At 68.2% G+C, this 23,315-nt stretch carries 15 protein-coding genes; 3 read left to right on the forward strand and 12 right to left on the reverse strand.

Annotation, left to right across the window (positions count from 1 at the left end; all coding sequences use genetic code 11):
* Window positions 1-54 precede the first annotated feature (54 nt).
* The 3 genes from ACWDPV_RS22445 to thyX form a co-directional block, all read right to left on the reverse strand.
* A complete protein-coding gene (locus ACWDPV_RS22445) occupies window positions 55-2,076 on the reverse strand; it encodes a ribonuclease J (RefSeq protein WP_449744746.1) in 2,022 nt (673 codons plus the stop codon).
* Window positions 2,076-2,981, reverse strand: a complete 906-nt coding sequence (dapA, locus tag ACWDPV_RS22450) for a 4-hydroxy-tetrahydrodipicolinate synthase (RefSeq protein ID WP_449744747.1) — start codon at window positions 2,979-2,981, stop codon at window positions 2,076-2,078. Before dapA ends, ACWDPV_RS22445 begins: the two co-directional genes overlap by 1 nt.
* A gap of 130 nt (window positions 2,982-3,111) precedes the next feature.
* A complete protein-coding gene (thyX, locus tag ACWDPV_RS22455) occupies window positions 3,112-3,864 on the reverse strand; it encodes an FAD-dependent thymidylate synthase (protein WP_348803529.1) in 753 nt (250 codons plus the stop codon).
* Between the two features lie 229 nt (window positions 3,865-4,093).
* Here thyX and ACWDPV_RS22460 point away from each other — a divergent pair, with 229 nt between their 5' ends.
* Together ACWDPV_RS22460 and ACWDPV_RS22465 are read left to right on the forward strand one after the other, a co-directional pair.
* Entirely contained in the window at window positions 4,094-5,854 is a 1,761-nt protein-coding gene (locus tag ACWDPV_RS22460) for an alkaline phosphatase D family protein (RefSeq protein WP_449744748.1), read from the forward strand.
* 296 nt (window positions 5,855-6,150) lie between these two features.
* Window positions 6,151-7,572, forward strand: a complete 1,422-nt coding sequence (locus tag ACWDPV_RS22465) for an amidase (protein ID WP_449744749.1) — start codon at window positions 6,151-6,153, stop codon at window positions 7,570-7,572.
* Window positions 7,573-7,599: 27 nt separating this feature from the next.
* On the opposite strand, the gene ACWDPV_RS22470 is transcribed toward ACWDPV_RS22465, so the two are convergent.
* Window positions 7,600-8,364, reverse strand: coding sequence for an HAD-IIB family hydrolase (locus ACWDPV_RS22470; protein WP_449744750.1), 765 nt, complete (start codon window positions 8,362-8,364; stop codon window positions 7,600-7,602).
* Window positions 8,365-8,467: 103 nt separating this feature from the next.
* On the reverse strand, window positions 8,468-9,748 hold the full coding sequence (locus ACWDPV_RS22475; protein WP_449744751.1) for a glycosyltransferase: 1,281 nt from the start codon (window positions 9,746-9,748) through the stop codon (window positions 8,468-8,470).
* Window positions 9,749-9,837: 89 nt separating this feature from the next.
* Between ACWDPV_RS22475 and ACWDPV_RS22480 the strand changes: the two genes are divergently transcribed.
* Window positions 9,838-12,507, forward strand: a complete 2,670-nt coding sequence (locus ACWDPV_RS22480) for a cytochrome P450 (protein WP_449744752.1) — start codon at window positions 9,838-9,840, stop codon at window positions 12,505-12,507.
* 29 nt (window positions 12,508-12,536) lie between these two features.
* Here ACWDPV_RS22480 and ACWDPV_RS22485 read toward each other — a convergent pair whose 3' ends face one another.
* The 7 genes from ACWDPV_RS22485 to ACWDPV_RS22515 form a co-directional block, all read right to left on the reverse strand.
* Complete coding sequence (locus tag ACWDPV_RS22485) at window positions 12,537-13,397, reverse strand: hypothetical protein (protein ID WP_449744753.1); 861 nt, start codon at window positions 13,395-13,397, stop codon at window positions 12,537-12,539.
* Window positions 13,398-13,471: 74 nt separating this feature from the next.
* On the reverse strand, window positions 13,472-14,473 hold the full coding sequence (locus ACWDPV_RS22490; RefSeq protein ID WP_449744754.1) for a ScbA/BarX family gamma-butyrolactone biosynthesis protein: 1,002 nt from the start codon (window positions 14,471-14,473) through the stop codon (window positions 13,472-13,474).
* The gene (locus ACWDPV_RS22495; protein WP_449744755.1) at window positions 14,470-15,471 is read right to left on the reverse strand and encodes a nucleoside-diphosphate kinase; all 1,002 of its coding nucleotides are present in this window, start codon (window positions 15,469-15,471) and stop codon (window positions 14,470-14,472) included. The genes ACWDPV_RS22490 and ACWDPV_RS22495 overlap by 4 nt, the downstream gene beginning before the upstream one ends.
* Window positions 15,468-16,547 (reverse strand): SDR family oxidoreductase, encoded by a 1,080-nt coding sequence (locus ACWDPV_RS22500; protein ID WP_449744756.1) that lies wholly within the window; start codon window positions 16,545-16,547, stop codon window positions 15,468-15,470. Before ACWDPV_RS22500 ends, ACWDPV_RS22495 begins: the two co-directional genes overlap by 4 nt.
* A complete protein-coding gene (locus ACWDPV_RS22505) occupies window positions 16,544-16,810 on the reverse strand; it encodes an acyl carrier protein (RefSeq protein ID WP_449744757.1) in 267 nt (88 codons plus the stop codon). Before ACWDPV_RS22505 ends, ACWDPV_RS22500 begins: the two co-directional genes overlap by 4 nt.
* The gene (locus ACWDPV_RS22510; RefSeq protein WP_449744758.1) at window positions 16,807-20,361 is read right to left on the reverse strand and encodes an AMP-binding protein; all 3,555 of its coding nucleotides are present in this window, start codon (window positions 20,359-20,361) and stop codon (window positions 16,807-16,809) included. Before ACWDPV_RS22510 ends, ACWDPV_RS22505 begins: the two co-directional genes overlap by 4 nt.
* Window positions 20,354-23,218, reverse strand: a complete 2,865-nt coding sequence (locus ACWDPV_RS22515) for a PEP/pyruvate-binding domain-containing protein (RefSeq protein ID WP_449744759.1) — start codon at window positions 23,216-23,218, stop codon at window positions 20,354-20,356. The genes ACWDPV_RS22510 and ACWDPV_RS22515 overlap by 8 nt, the downstream gene beginning before the upstream one ends.
* Between the last annotated feature and the right edge of the window lie 97 nt (window positions 23,219-23,315).

The following is a 23,315-nucleotide window of genomic DNA, read 5'->3' on the forward strand; positions in this document are numbered from 1 at the left end:
TGTTCCAACGACTGTGTTCCAACGACCGGTCGGCCGGTGATCCGACCGCAGCGATCAGTCGCCGACCGCCAGCACCGTCGGGACGATCATCGGGCGCCGGCGGTAGGTGTCGGCGACCCATCGGCCCACGGCGCGCCGGATCGCCTGCGCGATGCGATGGGTGTCGGACACACCCTCGGCGGCCAGCGCGTCGAGGGTCTGATCGACCAGATCGGCCGCGGCCTTGAGGGCGTCGGGATCGTCGGAGAATCCGCGTCCGGAGACCTCCGGGGTGCTGACCGCACGACCGGTGGTGGCGTCGATCGCCACGGTGATCGCGATGAAGCCGCCTTCACCGAGGACGAGTCGCTCCGACAAGGTGGACTCGCCGACGTCGCCGACCGACAGACCGTCGACGTAGACGTGGCCAACGGGGACACGCCCGACGATCCGTGCCTGCCCGTCGATGAGGTCGACCACCACACCGTCCTCGGCGAGCATGATGCTGTCGGGGTTGACCCCGGTGGCCTCGGCGAGGGCGGCGTTGGCACGCAGGTGCCGCCATTCGCCGTGCACCGGCATCGCGTTGCTCGGCCGGACGGCGTTGTACAGATACAGCAGTTCACCCGCCGAGGCGTGACCCGACACGTGCACCTTGGCGCTCTGCTGGGTGATGACGGTCGCACCGAGTTTCGCCAGGCCGTTGACCACCGCGAACACCGAGTTCTCGTTGCCCGGGATCAACGAGGATGCCAGCACGACGAGGTCGGCCGAGCGGATGTTGATCTGTCGATGTTCACCGCGGGCCATCCGCGACAACGCGGATAGCGGTTCACCCTGCGACCCGGTGGAGATGAGGACGACGCGGTGATCGGGCAGGGTGGCCGCGGTGTCCATGTCGATGACGACCCCGGCGGGCACCTCGAGGTATCCGAGATCCTGCGCGATCTGCATGTTGCGGACCATCGACCGGCCGACGAAGGTGACCCGGCGGTCGTGGGCGCGGGCGACGTCGATGATCTGCTGGATGCGGTGCACGTGACTGGCGAACGAGGCCACGATCACGCGCCCCCGCGCCTTGCCGATCACCTGGTCGAGCACACCGCCGATCTGACGTTCGGGCGTGACGAAGCCGGGGACCTCCGCATTGGTGGAGTCGACGAGGAACAGGTCCACGCCCTCGTCACCGAGGCGGCTGAAACCGGCGAGGTCGGTCAACCGGCCGTCGAGCGGCAACTGATCGAGTTTGATGTCGCCGGTGTGCAGCGCCACACCGGCCGGGGTGCGGATTGCCACGGCGATGGCGTCCGGGATCGAGTGGTTGACCGCGAAGTACTCACATTCGAAGGGGCCGTGCTGGGTGCGTTCACCCTCACGCACCTGAATCAGCTTGGGACGCAACCGATGCTCGCGGCACTTGGCCTCGACCAATGCCAGCGTGAACTTCGAGCCGATCACCGGGATGTCGCTGCGCAACCGGAGCAGGAATGGCACCGCACCGATGTGATCCTCGTGTCCGTGGGTGAGGATGACGGCCTCGACGTCATCCATCCGGTCCTCGATGTAGCGGAAGTCGGGCAGGATGAGGTCGACGCCGGGTTGGGCGTCCTCGGGGAACAGCACCCCACAGTCGACGATGAGGAGCCGTCCGCCGTATTCGAAGACGGTCATGTTGCGGCCGATCTCACCGATCCCGCCGAGCGCGACCACGCGCAGCGCACCCTTCGGCAGACGGCGTGGAGTGCCGAGCCGGTCGACGGGGGCGGTGTGCGACGAACCGGATGCGTTCCGCCCCGATCCTTTGTTGCCCGATCCCTTGTTGCCCGGTCCCTTGTTCTCGGATCCCCTGTTGTCACGCCGCTCGTGTCGTCCGGATCGGCGTGAGCCCTGGTTGCCCCCGCGGGTGGCCGCCGGTTTGTCCGGAACGGTGGTGTCGGGCACCTCGGACACCGCGACCACCGGCGGTTCGGCATTGTCGGCGGTGTGAGGTGATGTGGTCTGATCGGCCGGATTCTGTTCGGCCGGTTGCTGTTCGGGAGCGATCTCGGGCGGGCCGGCCTGGCGGCGGGCGCTGCGGCGACGCGGTGGGCGGGTCATCAGCTCAGCAACCCTGCTGCGCGCAGATCGGCGTTCAACGCCTCGATCTGCTGACCGTCGGCGGGCACTTGAGGAAGTCGGGGATCGCCGACCTCGAGGCCCAGAATCCGCAGCGACGCCTTCACCATCGTCACCCCACCCAGGCGTCCCATCGCGTTGACGAGCGGGAGCATCGTGACGTTGATCGCACGCGCGGCCTGCATGTCACCCTTCTCCACGGCGATCTGCATGTCGCGCAGGCGATCCGCGACGAGATGTCCGATCACGCTGACGAATCCGGTGGCGCCGATCGCCAGCCACGGGAGGTTCAGCGCGTCTTCGCCGGAGAGGTACTCCAGGTCGGTGGACGCGATGAGTCCGGCGGCCGAATGCAGATCGCCCTTGGCGTCCTTGACCCCGAGAATCCGGGGGTGCTCGGCGAGCGCCAGCATCGTCTCGTTGGCGATGGGCACCACCGAGCGTGGCGGGATGTCGTAGAGGAGCACCGGTAGGTCGGTGGAGTCGGCGACGGCACGGAAATGTGCGAGCAGCCCGGCCTGCGGCGGTTTCGAGTAGTAGGGCGTGACGACGAGCAGGGCATGGGCACCGGCCTGTGCCGATGCCCGGGCGAAACGAATGCTCTCGGCGGTGTCATAACTACCGGCACCCTGAGTGATGCGGGCACGATCACCGACGGCGTCGAGCACCACACGCAACAGATCCAGCTTCTCGGCGACGGTGGTCGTCGGCGACTCCCCCGTGGTGCCGGAGACCACCAACCCGTCGCAGCCCTTTCCGACGAGATGGTCGGCCAGTTCGGCAGCCTTGTCCAGATCCAGCGAACCGTCGGGCCGGAAGGGGGTCACCATGGCCACGACGTTGGTCCCGAATGGGTGCGCCTGTGGCTGCGAAGCGGCTGCGTTCATGGTGCTCAAGGCTACCGTGGCGGTCCTCGCCGGAGCGAACGGGTCGCAGGTGACGCGTGTCCGGCGTGTCCCCTGCCAGTGCCGTCCGTAGGTGTCAGCTGTTGGCACCTGCATACGGCGCTGGGGTCGCTCAGCCCTCCAGGACGAACGGCGACGTCGCGACCTCGGTGCCGTCGGCCAGTTCGCCGATCTCGAAGTCACCGAAGACGGTCGGTGCGACCTCCATCAGTTGCCGTAGACATTCGACGGCGAGCTGGCGGATCTCGACGTCGGCGTGTTCGGTGGCCCGCATGCCGACGAAATGCCGCCATGCGCGGTAATTGCCGGTGACGACGATCTTCGTCTCGGTGGCGTTGGGCAGTACCGACCGCGCGGCCTGACGGGCCTGCTTGCGTCTCAGGATGGCGTTGGGGACGTCGGCGAACTTCGCTTCCAGGGCGGCCAGCAGTTCGGTGTAGGCCTCCCGGCTCGCATCGGTGGCCTCGGTGAACAGCCGCTCGAGCTCGTCGTCACCCCGGATGGCCGGGGGCGGCACGACGTTCGAGTCGTGCTCGGGCACGAAGCGCTGCGACAGTTGCGAGTAGGAGAAATGCCGGTGCCGGATGAGTTCGTGGGTGCACGACCGTGAGATCCCGGTGATGTAGAAGGTCACCGTCGCGTGTTCGAGCAGTGAGAGATGACCGACCTCCAGGATGTGCCGCAGGTATCCGGCGTTGGTGGCGGTCCGCGGATTGGGCTTGTCCCAGCTCTGGTAGCAGGCCCGGCCGGCGAACTCGACGAGCGCCTCTCCCCCATCGGCATCAGTGGTCCATGGCACCTCCGCGGGCGGGGTGAAGGCAGTGGCGGCCACCATCTGCACTCGCAACGGCACCATCTCCGACACGTCGACTCCTCATCTGGTCGTCGCCGGCCACGCGGCCGCGCGATCCCACCGATTGTCCACCAGCGGCGTCGACGCCGGTGACGTGCCCTCGCCGACGCCGACGATTCACCGCCGAGTCGCGGGGAATGAACAGCCGGGGGATGAACAGTAGGCGACGCCCCGGTGACGCATTTTGCCGACCACACGATTTCGGTGTGCCCGAACTCGCGCGGACCGCCGCCGGTGCCGCATGATGTGCCTCGCACACCATCATCGCGAGCGTCCGGGGGACATCATCACCGCATCCACCACCGATTCGGCGTCCACCGGATCGACACGGCCCGATCTCGGACGAACCGGCACGTCACGCCGAACGCTGTTGGGGTCCGGGCTGATCGCCGGCTCCGCCGCCGTCGTCGGAGCACCATTGTCGGCCCGGTCGCCGGCTGCGGCCGCGCCGGGCCATCCGGTCTTCGCGCACGGCGTCGCCTCCGGGGATCCGCTGGCCGATCGGGTGATCCTGTGGACCCGGGTGACACCGACGGCGGATGCGACGCCGGGTTCGGGGCGCGGAGTCGCAGCAACCGTGGCCTGGGAGATCGCACGCGACGAGCAGTTCACCCACGTGGTGTCGTCCGGTTCGGCAGTGGCCGGACCGGACACCGACTTCACCGTGAAGGTCGACGCAACGGGATTGTCGGCCGACACACGCTACGTGTACCGGTTCCGGGTGAGCTCGGGTCCGGCCGCAGGCGCCGTGTCACCGACCGGACACACCCGCACCGCGCCGTCGCCCGACGCCGGCGTCGCGCGCGTCCGCTTCGGCGTGGTGTCGTGTTCCAACTGGGAGGCCGGATACTTCGGCGCCTACCGTCATCTGCGCGACCACCGCGACCTGACGGCCATCGTCCATCTCGGCGACTACCTCTACGAATACGAACACGGCGGGTACACCGGCAAGACCGGCGCGGTGCGCACGCACGAACCCCGCAACGAGATCATCACCCTGCACGACTACCGGATCCGACACGCACAGTACAAGACCGATGCGGATCTGGCGGCGCTGCATCGTCTCCTGCCCTGGATCTGCACCTGGGACGACCACGAATCCGCCAACGACGCCTGGTCCGGCGGCGCCGAGAACCACTCGGCCGACGAGGGTGCGTGGGCGGCCCGCAAGGCCGCCTCGGAGCGCGCCTACTTCGAGTGGATGCCGGTCCGCCCCGCCGCCGATGCCGGCGGCCGCCACCTGTACCGCCGCCTCCGCTTCGGACGACTACTGGAACTGTCGATGCTCGATCTGCGCACCTACCGCGACGAACAGGCGTCGATGACCTCGAGCAGTATCGACGACCCGGCTCGATCGATCACCGGAGCCGACCAGATGCGTTGGCTGACAGACGGTTTGGTCGACTCATCCACGCGGTGGCGCATCGTCGGCAATCCGGTGATGATCAGCCCGGTGCTGCTGCCACCCCTGGACGCCCAGACAACCTCCGCCCTCACCGAGACCCTCGGACTCCCCCGGGAGGGCATGCCCTACAACCCCGATCAGTGGGACGGCTACACCGCCGACCGGCATCGGCTGCTGGACACGATCACGAAGAACCGCATCAACAATGTCGTCTTCATCACCGGCGACATCCACTCGTCGTGGGCGTGCGACGTCCCCGTCGACGCGGCGGCCTATCCCCAGAAGGGCTCGGTGGCAACCGAATTGGTGGTCACCTCGGTGACGTCGAGCAACATCGACGACATTCTCGGTGTACCCGAACACACCGCGGGCACGGCCGTCACCACCGGCCTCATCGCCGCCAACCGGCACGTCCGATGGAACGATTTCGACGCCCACGGCTATTCGGTCCTCACCGTCACTCCGTCTGCGACACAGATGGATTGGTACTTCCTCACCGACAAGACCGATCCCCGCACGGGCAGCTACCACGCGCGGTCCTTTGCGGTCGCCAGCGGCGCCCCGTACGTCAAACCGGCGGCAGGCCCCATCACCTGACGGCGCCGTGGCCCCACCGACAGCGCCCGCAATTCCGTTGACAGCGCCCGGCTCTCCGTTGACAGCGCCCGGTTCCCCGTTGACAGCGCTCGGTTTTCCGTTGACAGCGCCCGGTTCTCCGTTGACAGCGCTCGGTTTTCCATTGACAGCGCTCGGTTTTCCATTGACAGCGCCCGGTTCTCCGTTGACAGCGCTCGGTTTTCCATTGACAGCGCCGGCGAATCCGCACCCCGGCACACATCACCGATCCAGCCGCATCGCACGGGCCTCGACACCTCAGATCGTTACCCGTCATAATGACCTGCGTGGTGGAGTTGGCGTTCAGTACGGTCACAGACCAGCGCAGGTGGATAACGGACGGCGTGGTCAGCGCCCGCGACCTCGTCGAGCACAGCCTCGCCCGGATCGCGCGCCTCAATCCGACGCTCAACGCCTTCGGTCACGTCCTGAGCGACTCGGCTCGTGCGACCGCCGATGACCTCGATGCGCAACGTCGCGCGGGAACCTTGCTCGGACCGCTCCATGGCATCCCCATCGCCGTCAAAGACGAGAACGACGTCGCGGGACTCCCCACCGCCTATGGGGGCGGCGCCGTTCTCACACCGGCACGCGACGACGCCGAGATAGTGCGTCGACTGCGCGCGGCGGGAGCCATCATCATCGGCAAGACCCGGATGCCCGAGTTCGGGATCTGGCCGTTCACCGAGTCCGCCGCGCACGGGTGGACACGCAATCCGTGGGATCCGACCCGATCACCGGCCGGGTCGAGCGGGGGTACCGCGGTCGCGGTGGCGTCGGGAATGGTGGCCGCCGGGATCGGTGGCGACGGTGGTGGATCCATCCGACTGCCCGCCTCCTGGTGCGGACTCTTCGGCCTCAAACCACAGCGCGGCCGGGTTCCGACCGCACCCCACCCGGATCTGTGGCGAGCCCTGGGTACTCTCGGCCCGCTGACCCGCACCGTCGCCGACAGCGCACTCATCTACGACGTCATCGCCGGCGCCGCCGACACCGATCGCTTCCGCGCGGAACCATTGGCCGGCACCTTCACCGAGGCCGCCGCTTCTCCGCGGCAGCCGCTCCGGATTCTGGTCTCCACCCGCAACCCGATGCGTGGCGGGCAAGCCGATACCGAATCCGTCACGGCGCTCACCGCGCTGGCCGACCACCTCTCCGCCGCCGGCCACCAGGTGGTGCACGATGACCCCGACTACCCGAATGTCGCGATCCCCTTCCAGATTCAGGTCGCAACGGGAGTGGCCGAGGAGGCGTCCCGGGTGGAGCATCCCGATCTCCTGGAACGCCCGACGCGTCGGATGGCCACGCTGGGCCGCGTGCTGCGCCCGTTCGTGGGACGCGCCGAACGCAACGCCGAGGCGACCGCACAGAGCTTTCTGGCCACCCTGTTCTCCGATGTCGATGTGCTGCTCACGCCCACCACGCCGACGACGGCGCTGTCGATCGGCCAGATCGACCGTCACGGTTTTGTCGGTCTCGCACGGGCCGCGTCCGATGTCTCGTCGTACACGAGCATGTGGAATGTGCTCGGCAATCCCGCCGCTGCCGTTCCCGTGGGATTCGATCGGGCCGGTCTTCCGCAGAGCGTGCAGGTCATCGGCCCGCCCGGGGGTGAACCGGTGGTGCTGTCGACAGCGGTGCAGATCGAGAGCCTGCGTCGCGAGGAACTTCGACGGCGGCCACCCCTCGATCACCTCTGACCGCGCCGTGGTCCCCGGCGTTACCGATCAGTTCTCCAGCAGCGCAACAAGTTTCGCGTGGGTGTCTTCCCAGCCGTGCACGGCCGCCGAGTCGATACCCATGTCCTGTACGGGACGATCGTTGCCGCCCTCATCCAGGCGGTCGCCGAAGAACAGGATGTCGGACAGCTTCAGATCGAGGATCTCCATCAGCTTGCCTGCGCCGTAGGCCTTGTCGATTCCCTTTCGGGTCACGTCGACCGACGTCGAGCCACCGCTGCGCACCTCGAGATCGGGCAGTCGTTCCTGTGCGTAGGCACGCAGCGCTTCCTTCTTGGCGCCGTCCGGATCCCATGCTTTCTTGGCATCCACGGGTGCGGACTGACCGAGCGCGGAGAACGTGATCTGGCTCCCGCGATCCTCGAGGATCGGTCCCCAGGTCTCCGACTCCCACACACCGAGTTCCTTGGCGCCGGTCTCCAATGCGTCGAGGGTGCGCTGCTTCTGATCGTCGGTGAGGTCCTCGGCGTAAACGGTCTGCCACTGACCGTCGGACCATCGCACGTACTGGGTGCCGCAGGTGGGCATGAGGTGCAGGTTGGCTACGTCGTCGATGTCGCCGATCCGATCGAGTACCTGGGCCCGGAACTGTTCGTAGCGTCCGCCGGAGATGATGCACACCAGGCTGCGCTGCAGCAGGCGCCGCATCACGTCGACCATCGAGTCGTCGAGTGGACTCTTCGACGGGGCAAGAGTGTCGTCGAGATCGAACATGACCAGCCGATACTCGTGGCCGCCATAGGTCACCGACATTGTGCGCTCACTCCTCGAAACAGATCGCCCCACCGGGGCGCGGCGGGTGGACTTCGTGGAGATCAGGATGTCATGGCCACCGACACTTCCGCGCATCGACTCGTCACCGGGCCGCCGCCTCGACGATGTCGGCGGTCCGTGCCGTCGCATCGGTGCGACATGCCAGACGCCCGGCGAACTCACGCGCACGTACCCCGACATCGCGTTCCAGCACCGTGCGCAGGGATGCGGTCAACGAGTCCGTGGTGAGCTTCACGAACGGCAGGTGGGCGCCGACGCCGAGTCGCTCGAGTTGTGCACCCCACATCGGCTGGTCGAAGGACACCGAGCACACCAGGGTTGGCAGTCCGGCGCGCAGGCTTTCGAAGGTGGTGCCGATACCACCGTGATGCATGGCCGCGACGCACCGCGGGAACACGACGTCGTGGGCGAGCGCGCCGGTCACCAGGACCCGCTCATCGCTGCCAGGAGGATCGGCATCGAGATCACTCCACCCGGCACTGACCAGGATGCGGGTGTCCAAACGTGCCGCGACGTCGCGCACCATGTCCACGGTGGCCGCCGCATCCCGGATCGGCATGGATCCGAATCCGCAGTACAGCGGGGGATCTCCGGCGTCGATCCAGTCCATCACCTCGCCGTGTCCGTCGGCCATCTCTCCGACGGCCTCTCGAGCGTCACGCTCGAGCGGCAGGAACCCGACGAAGGGTCGGCGGTCGCCCCACTCCTCGGCGAGACCCGGTACCAGCGCCGGGTCATAGATCTGGATCTCCGGCACGCCACGCCGGGCACACATCTCCGTCGGTGTGGCGATGCTGCGTCGCAGGCCCAGTTCACGACGCAGACGGTTGAGGTACGGTAGGAACACCATTCGACGGAGGTTGTCGGCAATGGTCCACGTGGCCCGGTTCACCAGTGCCGGTGGCCGCAGATGAGTGGGAAGCGCCCCCGGAAACGGGTAGGTGCGACTCGGCCGCCCCGGGAATCCGTGCATGGTGACCAGCGGAATGTCGAATGCCTCGGTGACCGACGCCGCGCGGTCCTCGGTGAGCAGTGTCGCGACGACGACGTCGGCCCCCCGGCACACCTCGATGACCTCCGAGTTCATCTGGTCGGCGTAGGCGGCCATCTGATCGCCGACCATCCGCATCAGCGCCAGGGTGCTGCCGGCGGCCAACGCCCGCTGGCCTTCGTCGGACGAATACAGTTGCGCCACATCGGGTCCGCACGCCACGGCGGACAGTCCGGCGCGGCCGGTGAAGTCGACGAGGTTGGGTGGTGCACCCACCAGGACGTCGTGGCCCCGCCGGATGAGTTCCAGCCCGAGTGCGATGGCCGGCTGTACATCACCTCGTGTGCCCGTGAGTGGTATCGCCACTTTCATTGCGCTGTCCTCCGATTCGTCATCCAGACGACGGCGCGACCGCCGACGATGCTGGCCGCGCACGGCCGTATGTGGTTACCCTGCTGGTGATGCACATCGCCATGTTCACCGATTTCCACCCCGACACCCTGGGTGGGATCTCGGTTGCCGTCGCCGACCAGGCGCGAGAACTGCGACGCCGTGGACATACGGTGACGGTGTTCGCACCGGAATCCGAACGCGACGAGCCGACCGCCGCGGCGGACTGGCTCGTCACCCTGCCACCGGTGTTCGGCTTGTCCGTCAACGGTTTTCCCGCGGTCTTTCCGACCCGGTCGGTCGCCGGTCTCATCGATGAGCAATTCACCCGTCGCGGCCCGGTCGACCTGGTGCACGTGCACACCACCTACGGTGTGGGCGCCGCCGGGGTGCGTGCCGCTCGCAGGCATCATCTGCCGCTCGTCCAGACCATGCACAGCCGCGACGACGCCTTCGTCGAACTGACCTCGCCGGCACCCCTGCCGACCGCCCTCGCGATGCGAATCCTGCACCGCGCGGCCATCTCTCAGCGCGGCCGGGAGGAACCGTCCGATGCGGTGCCTGGTGCCCGAGCTGCCCGCGGTGCCCGCGGTGCCCGCGGTGCCCGCACCACCCGAATCACGGAATCGCGCGCGGCACATCACGTGTGGCACACCATGATCGCCCAGTGCCGCGCCGCGGACGCGGTGATCACACCCAGCCACCACTTCGCCACGCGGCTGACCGACCACGGCTACGCCGGCGACGTGCGGGTGATCCCGAACGGCGTGGACGACGCCCTCATCGACGAACTCACCGGATCGCGGCCCGATCCCGCGGATGGCCCGTTGCGCCTGCTGTGGTGTGGCCGGCTCTCCGCCGAGAAGCGGCCCCTTCAGGCGATCGAGGCTGTCGCCGCATCCCCTGGTGTCACACTCGATCTCATCGGTGACGGCGACCAGATCGCCGCCGCAGCCAACCGCATCGCCGAACTGAACGTCGCCGATCGGGTTCGTCTCCTCGGTCGGCGGGACCGCGCCGCGGTGATCACGGCAATGCGTGGGTACGACGCGCTGTTGTTCACCTCGGTCGGGTTCGACACGCAGGGACTCGTCCTCATCGAGGCGGCCGCCGCCGGACTCCCGGTGATCCACAGCGATCCCGACGTCGCCGAGAGCATTCACGCCGGCTCGGGATTCCTCGGTGGCACAACCACATCGACGATGGCCGGGTTGCTGGCCGGGCTCGCCGACGATCGCCATCGCCTGCGGGAGGCCGCCGATCGCCTGTCGCGAGTCGGTTCGTCCGGCATCGGCGGCGCATCGCCCGTCCGGCAATCGGAACTGAGCACCGACATCATCTCGCTGTACTCCGATCTCATCGACGACGCCCGGGCGCGACACACCCGCCTGCCCGCGACACCCGACGAGGTTCCCGCCGCACCCGGCGCGGTGCCGGTTCTCGGGCACAGCGTGGTGGCATTGCGCCGTGGTCTGCACTTCATCCGCACCCTCGGTGCGGTGGGCCCGGTGGTGCGCCTGAACCTGGGGCGCTCGCCGGCGTATCTGCTCACCACGCCGGACCTCATCCGCCAGGTCGGCTTCCGCACCGCCGGCGAGTTCCATCGCGACGACCTCGCGCGCGCGATGCACGAGGCCATCCGCGAGGCCTCCAACGTGCTGCACGGCAGTCGACATGAGAAGCGCCGCAGGCAGATGGCGCCGGCGTTGCGGCAGGGCCGGCTCGCCCGATACGCGATCACCACCGCCGCGCTGGTCGACTCGTGGTCGCGCCGACTGCCCGCCGCGGACACCGTCGACCTCACCACCGAGGCACACGGACTGATCCTGGAGACCGTCACCTCCACCCTGTTCAGCGCCGATTTCGGCGCGTCCGCCCTCGAACGTGTCCGCGACACCGTGCCCTGGTTGCTGGGCGAGGTGATCGTGCGCGGTGCGCTGCCGGCGCCGGTGCAACGTCTGCGCATCGTGGCCAACCGTCGCTTCGCCCGACGCGCGGCCATGCTGCGCAGCGAGATCGGCGCCGTCGTCGCCGCGTACCGCACCGAGGACCGCGATCACGACGATGTGCTGTCGGTATTGGTCGGCCACACCGACGACCCCGCCGACGGACTGACCGATGACGAGATCGTCGACGAGTTGCTGTTGATGGTGGCCGCCGGAGTCGGTTCCACCGCTTCGATTCTCGCGTGGGTCTGGTACGAGATCCTGCGGGCACCATCGGTGATGGCGCGGGTCGTCGACGAGGTGACGCGGGTGGTCGGTGACGGCCCGGTCCGTGCCGACCACCTGCCCGAGTTGGTGTACCTGCGGCGGGTGGTCCAGGAGACACTGCGAATGTGGGGTCCGTGGATCAGCAGTCAGAACGCCGACGGTCCGGTCACTTTCGGCGACGACACCACCGGCCGTCTGACCCTGCCGGCCGACGCGATGGTGATCTACAGTCCGTACCTGGTCAGCCACGATCCCCGGTACTTCGCCGATCCGGAGTCCTTCGATCCGGACCGCTGGGCGCCCGGGCGGGTCGAGCATCTCGACAAACGGGCCAACCTTGCCTTCGGCGTCGGCGAACGTCATTGCCCGGGAAGCAACTTCGCGATGTCGACGATCCTGCTCGCCACGGCGGCATTGTTCGCGCGCCGGACGCCGCGGCTCGCCGACCCGCGCCCGGTTCGTCCGTCGACCACCGACTTCGTCGCGTCGCCGTCGCATCTGCGGGTACGACTCGAGGTCCGTCGGTGACGGCAGCATCACCTTCCTCGTCGAACACGTCATAACACCGGCACCACCAGTGCGGCCACGATCAGTTCGAGATACAACGCGAGGACGAAGATGACGGCGGGTACCGGCGAATAGTCGTCGCCGCCACGACGGAATGCGACTGCGGCCGGTCCCGGGATCATCGCGGTCGCCAGGGGCAACCACCCGAGGGCGGCGGGCCATCCGCCGAACCGCCATGGCGCCAAGGCGACGAGGCTTGCACCCACGGCGACGGCGACCAGACCGAGCGACACCCCGACCGCAGGCCACGCCCCCAGCGTGTTGGAGTAGTACATCTCCCCCGGCCTGGGTCTACGGGAGATCTTGCGCGCGAACTCGAATTGCAAAAACGCGGCAGCGACGATCAGCACCGCCCAGCCGACCTGCCCGTCGGCGTCGATCTGACCGGTGCCGATCCCCGACACCAGCACATAGCCGGCGATCAGGAGTTGTATCGGGTAAGTGATGATCAGGTTCACCAGCACGCCGTCGCGCAACGCCGGCCACATCGACTCGGCGGCCCACAATCCCAGCCCGTAGGCCAGGACCACCGCGATGGCCACCGCCGATCCCCACGACAACAGCGCCGAGACCCCCACCGCGACAGCGGCGATCACCGCCATCCCGACGCGCAGATCGGCGGCGGTCACCGCACCGGTCACCAGGGGTCGATCGGGATGGTGCAGACGGTCGTACTCGAGGTCCTTTTGTTCATCGACCATGCGCAGGTAGAGCAACACGATGACGACGACGACAATCCGCACCACGGTCGCCGCTGCGGGCCGCCACTCGTGACCGCTCAGATGTGCCGCGGTGCCCTCGAATGCCAGGGTCCACAGGATCCCGTACAGCAGATATTGCGGCTTGTACATGACCGCGGTGAACCGGACGAGCCGAGACGCCGAGACACCTCGCGGCGTCGTGCCCCGACCCCGGTCGATGACGCTCACCGGCCCTGCGCCGCGTCCGAGGTCACCGCGACATGGATGTCGGCACAGCGTCGACCCTCCTGCTCGATGCTCACCAGCACCGTGGTGACCCCGTCCGCGGAGGTGACCCGCCGCGCCACGCACACCGCGGGCCGATCCAGTTCGACGAACTGTCCGAATGTGCTGTGCACGGCGGTGATCCGGCCGGCCGGCACACCGGGCACCACACCGGACACGGCGAGCGCGACCTGCCGCGCGGCCTCCAGCAACAGGCTTCCCGGCACGTGGTCGAGATGATGGTCGAACAGTCCACCGTGGTCGATGTCGACGACCAGCGGTGCGCTCGGTGCCCCGGCCGCCGGGTCCCACGAGCCGATGACGACGTTGCGCGGATCGTTGCGACCCACCGTCTCCTCCGAGATCGGATCGGGCATCGTGATGGGCCCGATCTCGGCGCCGCCACGGGCCTGCGACCGCAACGCCCGCCACTGCTTCGGGGTGGTCCACGAGAACGAACCGTCGACGGTCATGAGATGCGCGCCGTCCAGGCCGACGTCGAGGATGAGATCGAGGCCCCGCAACCGTTCCGCGGCTACATGCCGATTCGCCACGCGCACAGCGATGTCCAGGTCGGCCGGTGCGCGACCGATCTCCCACGCGGATCCCGGTGCGGCGAGCCCGTTGAAGGTACGCACCAGAAATGCGCTGTCGATCGGGACGTCGAAGTAGGTGTGGGTCAATGCGATCGACGCCTGCCGCGCCACCTCCATCACCATCAGCGGATCATGGCGCCCGGCCTGGGCACCGAGGTGATCGCCGTAGTAGGCGTGCATACGCGGCAGTTGCGCACCGACGACGAAATCGGCGTCACCCCTGGGATACGGTCGGTCGAGCGAGGTGACGAACACCTCCGAGATCGCGCAGCGGTGCACGAGCTCACGGGCAATGGTCTGAGAGTGTGTCGAGATCGTCTCGTGCACAGCGTGTTCGGGTCGTGAGCTCAGTGGGTCGGTACTCATCGTGCCCTCCGGGTGGTCGAGAAGGTGGTCGGTGCGATCGGCGCCGAGGACGCCGCGCGCACCTGTGGATCGCCGATCATCGGCAGGACATGGGAGCCGAGCACGATCACCGACCACGGGTCCATCGGCGTTCCCGACGCCCATGCGGCGCGAAGAAGTGCGGCACACGCGGCGTCATCGCCGGATGCGCACCCGGTTCCGATTCCGGTGCCGGCGAGGTCGTGGCGGATACGGGCCAGCGCCGCGTCCCGCTCGAAACCCCACGCCGGCACCTGGCGGTAGAGCTCGTGGGCCAGGCTCAGAGCCGCTGCGGCACCATCGGATTCGTCGGCAGCATCGGATACGTCGGGCGGTCGGATCAGGTCGGCCAGACATCGTTGCCTCGCCGCCTCATCGGAGATGATCGCCCATTCCCGCAGCACGTCGATCGGCGTGTCCGGGGTGTGCACCAGGTTCAGCAGGTACGTGTGGCGCCCGAGCAGGTACCGCAGTTCCCCCGGCATCCGCGCCGACGGTTTCGTCGGCCCCTTCTCCCGGGTGAGCCGTTCGGTCGCCGATTCGGTCCCCGGCTGCGTGGGCTCCTCGACGACGAGAACCATCGCATCGCAGATGCCTACCAGCAAGTCCGCGAGACGTCGCCGCTCCGGTGACGCGGTCGCCCAGGACCGCGCCCAGAGCGCCCGTGCGAGATGACGATCCGCGGGCACCCGAGCGGCGTGACGCACGAGCCACCCCCGGTCGGCGAGCCAGTCCAGGCTGGGTTGCACGGCCCGCGCCACGATCGCGTCGGGTTTGATCAGCAGCAACGAGCATCCGGTGGCGAACCATCGCGGATCGACTCCGGCGCGGTCGAGATGTTCGATCGCCTCGAGGACGTAGGTGTCACCGAGCAGTTCGGCGTGGTGTGCGGCGGGGACACCGAGTGCGGCGAGGAGGTCCACGGTCGGGCGAGGTGTTCCGACCATCTCGCGCGCCGGGGATGGGACGGGAGCATTCATCGTCGACCCCCGAGTCGGGCGAGGATCGCCTCGACGCCGGGCAGTGGCGCACCGAGGTAGCCGATGTCGAGGCTGTGGTCGAGCAGCAGTCGCAGGTATTCGGCGCCGCATTCCGGTGACCGGCGGCCCAGGAGCGCGTCGGCGTGGGTGGTGTCAAAGGACAGGCGCCGCGCGAAGTAGCTGGTGTAGAGCGATCCGACGCGGAGGTAGTAGTCACGTTCGATCGCCTCGAGTGCGTCGACGTCGAAGGCCGAGTCGGGGACGAAGGTGGCCACCGCGAAGGAGGGGTATTCGGCAAGGACATCGGACAGTTCGCGGAGGGTCATCGGGTGAGAACCCACGGCGTGCAGCGTCATCCCGTCGAGTTCGTCGGCGCGCAGGGCCGCGGCGGTGACCACCTCGGCGACGTGATCGACCGGGGCGAGGGAGATGGTGGCGTCGTAGCGACCGGGCAGGGTGCGCAGTTTGCCCTCGACCATCAGCTTGACGACGGTGTAGAGGTTCTTGTGGTCGCGGATCGCCCCGTCGGTGGTGGTGCCGGTGACGATCCCGGGTCGCACCGTGACCGCACGCAGGCCCTCGTCGCGGGCCTGGTCGACGAGCTGCTCGGCACGGAACTTGCTGTGCTCGTAGCGGTTGCCGAATCGTTGTCCGGCATCGAGATCGTCCTCGGCGATCCGCCCGGTGCGCAGCCCGCAGACGTAGGCGGTGGAGACGTGCACCAGCGGCACCTCCCAGCGGCGGGCGAGTTCGATGGCGTTCGCGGTGCCGGCGACGTTGAGTGTGGCGTACTCCTCGTCGGTGGCGTCGAACGCGGTGGTCGCCGCACAGTGCACGATCGCCCCCACCTCGCGACGCAGATCGTCGGCGACCTCGCGGACCCCGGAACCGAAGTCGGGCTCCCGGACGTCACCGGTGACGACGCGTCGCGGGGTGACGAGCGCACCGTCATTCGCGACGAACTCACCGACATGGTGGGTCAACGCGATCACCGGCGTCCCGTGTGCCTGAAGGCGGGCGATGACTTCGACGCCGACGAGGCCCGCGGCGCCGGTGAGCAGCACATGGTCCTTCACGCCGCACCCGCCTCGACCGCTCGGGTGATCACGGCGATCACATCGTCGACGGTGCGCACGCCGGCCAGGTGTTCCGGTGGTATCGCGGTGAGTGCGAAGCGTCGCTCGAGGACCATGGTGAGTTCGATGAGCCGGATGGACTCGAAGCCTAGGTCCTCGCGCAGGCGTGCGGTTCCGGTGAGGTCCTCGGCACCCACGTTGCTTACCGACGGCGGAATCATGGCGGCGATCACCTCGCGCACACCGGCCGTCACCTCGCTCATGGCTGCGCTCCGGTGTGTGGCTGCGCTTCGGTGTGTGGCTGCGCGCCTCCGGTCCCGACCAGGTCGCCGGCCTCGGCCAACGGCAGCGGGACCCCGAGGTGGGTACCGATACGGACCCAGTCGTAGGCGATCCCCAGGGTGGCGCGCCATTGGTCCTTCGAGTCGAAGGAGGACGGGAAGTCGGCACCCCCGACGCGGGCCCGGACCTCGCCGAGGAGGTCGTCGAGGGTCTCGAGACCGGCCAGCGGATCACCCCCGTCGACCAGCGCCGGGAAGTCCACCGCGGTGGCCGCCTCGAACCGCATCACCAACGCGTCGTGTCCGGCCCCGTCGGGAAGCAGCCGCCGCAGCGTCGCGACCGGTGCGACGTCTGGCGGCAACGGATGGATACCGTTCGAGGACAGCATCATTCGGGCCGACATTGCGATCAGCCGATGTGCGGCGACCTGCGCCACCGCGCCCTGGCCGCTCTTGACCGCTCCGGCCAGATCCTCGCGGGCGTTCTCCGCGACCACATTCGCCCACGTCAGATCCAGTGCCGCGGAGGCGAATCGGGCGGCGGGCAGCGGTGAGAGCACCGCGATTCCGGTGTCGGGTCGCGCCGCGCCGGTCAGCCCCACCAGCGGTCGCCCGCCGCCGAGAGGCGGCGTGTAGGGCATCGGCGTGTAGGGCGGCGAGGGTTCGCACATCGTCATCGCGGGTCGTACCGGACCCGCACCTCGCCAGTCCAGCCCCACCAGCCCGAGACGGATGAACTCGGCGATACACGCGGCTACCGACGGCGACGGCGGGTGCGACTCCGTTTGCGAGTGCGACTGCAATCGGGACCGAACGGCTCCCCCGGCCCCGGACTCGTCGGTCTCCGATTCCTCCATGGCCGCCGTGGCACCCCCGAGCACGGCCGTCAAGGGCCGGCGGAACACCACCTGACGCCACACCTGGGCCGCGCGGTCGCTCAGCGCGACAACGTCGGCGCCGGAACGGATGACGTGGATACGATCGGCCACGGTCCAGGTCGTCACACCCGGCACCCGGGTCAGGCGGAGCGGAGCCGGATCGCACCATCGGTCCGCGTCGACACCGAACGCGGTCGACATCTCGGCGACCCGCGCCCACCACGCCCTGTCGGGCTCCGGCGTGCGACGCGCGTCGTCGACAAGGACGCGATATCGGTCGATCAGATCGGCGTCACCGCGTTCGGCGGCCCGATCCAATTGACGGGGCAGCCATTTGGATTCGAGGTAGGTTTCGCCATGCGCGGCGCACCAGCACTTGGCGGCCTGGGTCAGCGCGTCGACGGCCCACCCGAGTGCCTCGTCGGCACAGCCCAGCACACGCAGCGCAACCGCCTGACGGAAGGCCTGCCGGGCCCGATCCGCCCACCACGAGGTCAGCGTATCGGCGAATCGCTCGCGCGACAGGATGTTTCGCAGTTCGTCCAGATCGACCCCGGCGCCGTCGCGGATGGTGGTGGAGTTCAGGAATCGCTGACACCGGTTGAGCAGGTCCTCGCCGAGTTCGTCGACGGAGTCGGTGGCGGTGTGTCGCGCCACCGTCTCGAGTTGCTCCCGCAGCTGGGCCACCGACCGCGTGCGGATCTCGAGCCGACGACCATCGGCGAACAGCACCGAGGGTAGCGTCGGCATCTCGTCGTCGCCGGCCGCGATGACGAGGAAGTCGACGTCGGAACCCTCGTTGCCGAATCCCTCGGCGAGCGAACCCTCGAACACCACCGCACATGCGTCGGGCACCGTCACCAACTCCAGTGCGGAGTCCAGCAGTCCGGTGACGCGCTGAGCGCCGAGGGTCGGGGTCGGTGCCGGGTGGGCGCTGGTTCCGTCCACGTCGTGGGTCTGGGCGCCGTCGAGAGCGCCCGCGATGTGCAGCTGCCACATGTGCCGCCGGCGAGGCTTACCGCTGGAGGTGCGGCGGATCAATCCGCGCGGCCCGGTGACGACGGTGACCGTGTGCGCGGGCCCGAGCTCGGCACGAATGATGGTGCGCGCGGCACTCATCCACTCACCGGGTGGCGCTTCGGCGAACAGTGCGACCCCGCGGTCGCCCGAGTCGGTGACGGCGACGGCGGCGAGTTTGCCCTTGGTGATGCCGGATTCGGCGGACACCTTCGATTCCAGATCCTCCATGAACACCGACCGTCCGCGGACCTTGAGGCTCGACCCCATCCGGCCCAACACGAAGAGTTCATCGTCGAGCAGGAATCCCGCATCGCCGGTGTAGAGAACCCCGTCGATGATGCGGGTGCTCCCGGCGGCCGGCGCGCGGTCGTCGGAATAGCCCGAGGCGACCGAGCTGCCGGTGACGATCACCTCACCGAGAACCCCGGCGGGGAGCGTGTCTCCGGCGTCGTCGACGATCGCGACCTGTGAACGGGCCGTCGAACAGCCGAGTCCGGCGATCCATCCGGAACCGGAATAGGTTGCACCAGCAGAGAATTCGCGGGTCTCGGCGATGTCGACGGGGTACCCGAAGCGCAGTCCACCCACGCCCGGACGCACCAATGTGATGGGTGCGTCCCGGCGCGAGGAGCAGACCATCAACGTCGACTCCGCCAATCCGTAGGCCAGGGTGACGGCCTCGGCATCGAATCCGCACGGACCGGCGAGCTCGGTGAACGACTGCAGGTCGCCGATCTCGACGGGTTCGGAACCGACGGCGAGCGTTCGCCACCCGGACAGATCGAGGTCCGCGATCTCGTCGGCCCCGATGCGGTGCGCGAGATAGCCCAGCGCGAACGAGGGCGACGGCGTGTGACGCGCGACGGTCATCGCACGTAGCCACCGCACGGGGTCACGGACGAAGTGATCCGGCCGCATCAGGTGGAGATCCTCCTGATTGGTCACGGTGGTCAGGAATCCGCCCACCAGCCCCATGTCGTGATAAAGGGGCAACCACGATGCCATCGGTTCGCCGTCGCGCCACCGGAGTAGCTCGCTGATCATGGCGGTGTTGGTGGACAGACTCTCCCACGAGATACGCACGCCTCGGGGCGCACCGGTGGATCCGGAGGTGAACTGGAGCAACGCACAGTCGCCGGCCGGGCCCCACACCTCGTCGAGGTCGGCGCCCTCGCCCGCCGTTGGCGCCGGGTCATCGGTCACCTCCAGCAGCCGGCAGCGCACACGTGACAACTCGAGTGCCTCCCGCACCAGCCCGGCGAGTCCCGGTTCGGTCACCACCAGCCGTGGCCGCGCCTGATCGATGATAACGGCGACGTGGGACCGGTACTGGTCGAGATCGGCAAACGTCGGCGGCACGATGGGGGTCAGCACACCACCGCACACCCACACCGCATAGAACGCCGCGGCACAGGTGTGGTCGGTCGGCAGGATGACACACACCCCGTCGCCGCCGGCGACGCCGTGCTCCCGCACGTCCGCCGCGATCCGCACCGCATGATCGGCGATGGCGCCGTAGGAGCGGAACGTCCACTCCTGCCCCTCACCGGCCAGATGAATGCCGCGGTCGTGCGACGGGTTCCGTAACCAGCCCCGGATGACTTCGGTGGCGCTCAGGTCGTCGAGTTCACGCATGTCGCTCCTCACGAAGTGGTTCGGCGTCATCGGCCGCGTCCTCGGGTGCCGACTCCAGCACCGTCACGGTGCCTACGGTGCCGTCCACCCGGACCCGCATTCCGCTGCGCAATCGGGCCGTCACGTCACGGACCTGTACGACGGTCGGCACGCCGAGTTCCCGCGCGACGATCGCGACGTGGGTCAGGGGGCTGCCGCGCTCGATCACCAGGGCCGACGCCGACGGCAGCGCGGCCACCCAACCGGGATCGGTGCGGTAGGCGACCAGGACGCCACCACGAACGTCGTCGGGCCGCGTGACCACCGCGGCGGTGGCCTCGGCGACCCCGGCACACGAGGGGGTGCCGACCAGCACCGAGCCGGTCGGTGCGGGTGGAATCGACTCGAGCGGCACCCAGCCCTGCTCCGAGAGCTCGGCGTCGTCGAACTGCGCGCCGACGGTCACGAAGCGTTCCGGCGCCACGAGCGCCGAATCGTCCAGGCGCGCCGCCCGTCGTGCGTGCACCATGTCAGCGATATCGTCGGGGGGCCCGGAATCGTAACACCGGCGCAGTTCGTGCACCGTGAGGTCGAAAACGTCCTCGAAGTTTTCCAGCACCCCCCGCTCGACGAGGTCACGAGCCATCACCCGGATCAGTCTCTTGACCATCCCGAAGGCCCTGGTGCGCGCAAATCTCAACCGCTCGCGGTGCGCTGCGCATCGGGACACCTTGGCGCGCAAGCGATCATAGATGCGTCGCCGGATACCGGCCAGGTGCTCATCGAGATACTCCTGCGCCGTGGGAGTCGACGAGCTCCCCGCGCCGCGCGTCACCGACGAGTCCTGCGCCTGCGTCATCGCGCTACGCACCATCACGAACACCGACGACGGATCCTCACGCAGGTCGGGGCTCTCGAGTTTCAACTCGTCCAGGCTCCGATACCCGTAGCGGCGCAGGTAGTCCTCGACCGCGGCGAGGAACGCGGTGTGCCCGCCGGCGACCAGGGCGTCACGGCACCGCGCGGGTGCGGTCGTCTCGATCAGGTGCCGCACCGCGGGGTCGGCGACCGCGCGCCGGGCCAGGTCGGTCATCGCCCGGGCCGGCTCCGCGGATTCGACATCGGCACCCGGACCGAGGACCGCATAGAGAAACCATTCGGGGGCCTTCGGCAGAAACACCTTCGTCAGCAGGTACATCGAGCCGGTGAGGGTCAACAGGATCGCGTCGAGCACCATCAACGGTCCCCACCGCCGGACCAGATCGGCGTCCACATCCCGATAGGCGGCGTAGGCCTGCGCTCCGGACACCGAGTCCAGATCCAGTTCCTCGAAGCGGTCGTAGACCCGATAGAACTCCTCGAGGAAGTCCGCCACGATGGCATCGATGTCGCGCAGCCGGCGCAGATAGGTGACCGTGGTGACCGCACGTCCGACCACCCGATGCAGCGGTGTGGCGAAGTCGTAGGGTCGCAACGTCTTTGCCCACGCGGTGTCCAGCGGTTCGGCCACGCCGAGTGCGGCCTCGAGGACCTTGCGGTTCAGCGGGTACCCGGGCGCGATACCCACCATTCGGTACCAATGCACCAGGTTGTAGTAGACCCGGCTGTGAAAGGTCCCCAGCATCACCGGGGTCCACCGCGCGACCTGCGCGAGTTGGGCAGGCGGCACACGCAGTGATTCGGCGTAGCCGAGGTATACCCGCCCGTAGATGTCGGCGGCGGTGGTGAACGTCAACGGTGAGGTGATGCCGTTGAAACTCTCGATGATGTTGGAGTTGTCCCAGATTCGCTTCTCGTTGTCCCCCAGCATTTCTCCGGCACCACGCACAACCGCACCGCGCGCAATGGCCTCGCGGACAACAGTATCGCGGACATCGCCATCGCCACGGTGTCCGCCGACGTCGGTGGTCGCCGGCGCCGACGCGGTCACCGGCCGCGCCTGCAGGTACCAGAGGGTGCCATCGCTGATCGCCCACTCGATATCCTGAGGTGACCCGACGGAGTCGGCGACATGGTGTGCCGCCGAGGTCAATTCGCCGATCTCGGCGGAGGTCAGTACCACACGCGCCCGCTCGGTGATGCCGACCGGCTCCTGCTGCACTCCGCCGTCCGGATCGGGTCGATGACGACTTTCCTTGGCGCCGATGGCGGTATCGCCGATCACACCATCGGCGTCGACGATGTAGGTGTCGGCGTCCACCGCACCCGACACCAGGCCTTCGCCGAGACCGTACACCGCGCTGATGACGGTCTCCTGTGCGCTACCGGTGATCGGGTTGCAGGTGAACACGACCCCGCTGGCATCGGCGTCGACGAGGTGTTGCAGGATGACGGCGACTCCGCCGGCGTCACCGCCGCCGCGAGCGTGGGAATAGGCGATCGACCGTGGTGAGAACGCCGACGCCCAGCATCCGCGCACGGCGTCGATCACCGCGGACTCACCACATACGTTCAGGAATGTGTCGAATTGGCCCGCGTACGAACGATACTCGCCGTCCTCGCCCGCCATCGACGACCGCACCGCCACCGCCGAGCCACCGACCCGCGAATATGCCTGTCGGATAACCTCACTCACGTCGGCAGACAGGGCACAGTGGATGATCTCGTCACGCACGTCGGCGGCCACGACGAGGGCGTCGTCGAGTTCGGTCGCGGTCCGGAGTCGATGCAGACCGGACGCGAGTCCGGTTTCGAGCACCACCAGATCGAAGACATCGGTGCCCAGGACGATCCAATCCGGTACCTGCAGACCACTTTCGGACAACAGACGAAGGCCACCGGCCTTGCCTCCCCCGCGTCCGGCCAGCTCTGATTGTTCGCTCCACGGCCCCAACAGGTGCACAGCGTTTCCTCTCCGGAAGTCTGGTCCTTTTGTCACACTAACGGCTTGCCGCGATGTATGTGCCGTCTCGCCGAATGCACGAAAACGGAGAAAATGCACCACGCGCCACCCCGACGACACCGCCGCATCCCAT

The organism is Gordonia sp. NPDC003504 (assembly GCF_053587995.1).

What these genes read in the sequence shown, in the direction of transcription:
- ACWDPV_RS22445 (WP_449744746.1), bottom strand. Translation starts at nt 2,076, where the DNA reads ATGACCCGCCCACCGCGTCGCCGCAGCGCCCGCCGCCAGGCCGGCCCG.
- ACWDPV_RS22485 (WP_449744753.1), bottom strand. Translation starts at nt 13,397, where the DNA reads ATGTACAAGCCGCAATATCTGCTGTACGGGATCCTGTGGACCCTGGCA.
- ACWDPV_RS22475 (WP_449744751.1), bottom strand. Translation starts at nt 9,748, where the DNA reads ATGAAAGTGGCGATACCACTCACGGGCACACGAGGTGATGTACAGCCG.
- ACWDPV_RS22460 (WP_449744748.1), top strand. Translation starts at nt 4,094, where the DNA reads ATGATGTGCCTCGCACACCATCATCGCGAGCGTCCGGGGGACATCATC.
- dapA (WP_449744747.1), bottom strand. Translation starts at nt 2,981, where the DNA reads ATGAACGCAGCCGCTTCGCAGCCACAGGCGCACCCATTCGGGACCAAC.
- ACWDPV_RS22490 (WP_449744754.1), bottom strand. Translation starts at nt 14,473, where the DNA reads ATGAGTACCGACCCACTGAGCTCACGACCCGAACACGCTGTGCACGAG.
- ACWDPV_RS22470 (WP_449744750.1), bottom strand. Translation starts at nt 8,364, where the DNA reads ATGTCGGTGACCTATGGCGGCCACGAGTATCGGCTGGTCATGTTCGAT.
- ACWDPV_RS22495 (WP_449744755.1), bottom strand. Translation starts at nt 15,471, where the DNA reads ATGAATGCTCCCGTCCCATCCCCGGCGCGCGAGATGGTCGGAACACCT.
- ACWDPV_RS22505 (WP_449744757.1), bottom strand. Translation starts at nt 16,810, where the DNA reads ATGAGCGAGGTGACGGCCGGTGTGCGCGAGGTGATCGCCGCCATGATT.
- ACWDPV_RS22510 (WP_449744758.1), bottom strand. Translation starts at nt 20,361, where the DNA reads ATGCGTGAACTCGACGACCTGAGCGCCACCGAAGTCATCCGGGGCTGG.
- ACWDPV_RS22480 (WP_449744752.1), top strand. Translation starts at nt 9,838, where the DNA reads ATGCACATCGCCATGTTCACCGATTTCCACCCCGACACCCTGGGTGGG.
- ACWDPV_RS22465 (WP_449744749.1), top strand. Translation starts at nt 6,151, where the DNA reads ATGACCTGCGTGGTGGAGTTGGCGTTCAGTACGGTCACAGACCAGCGC.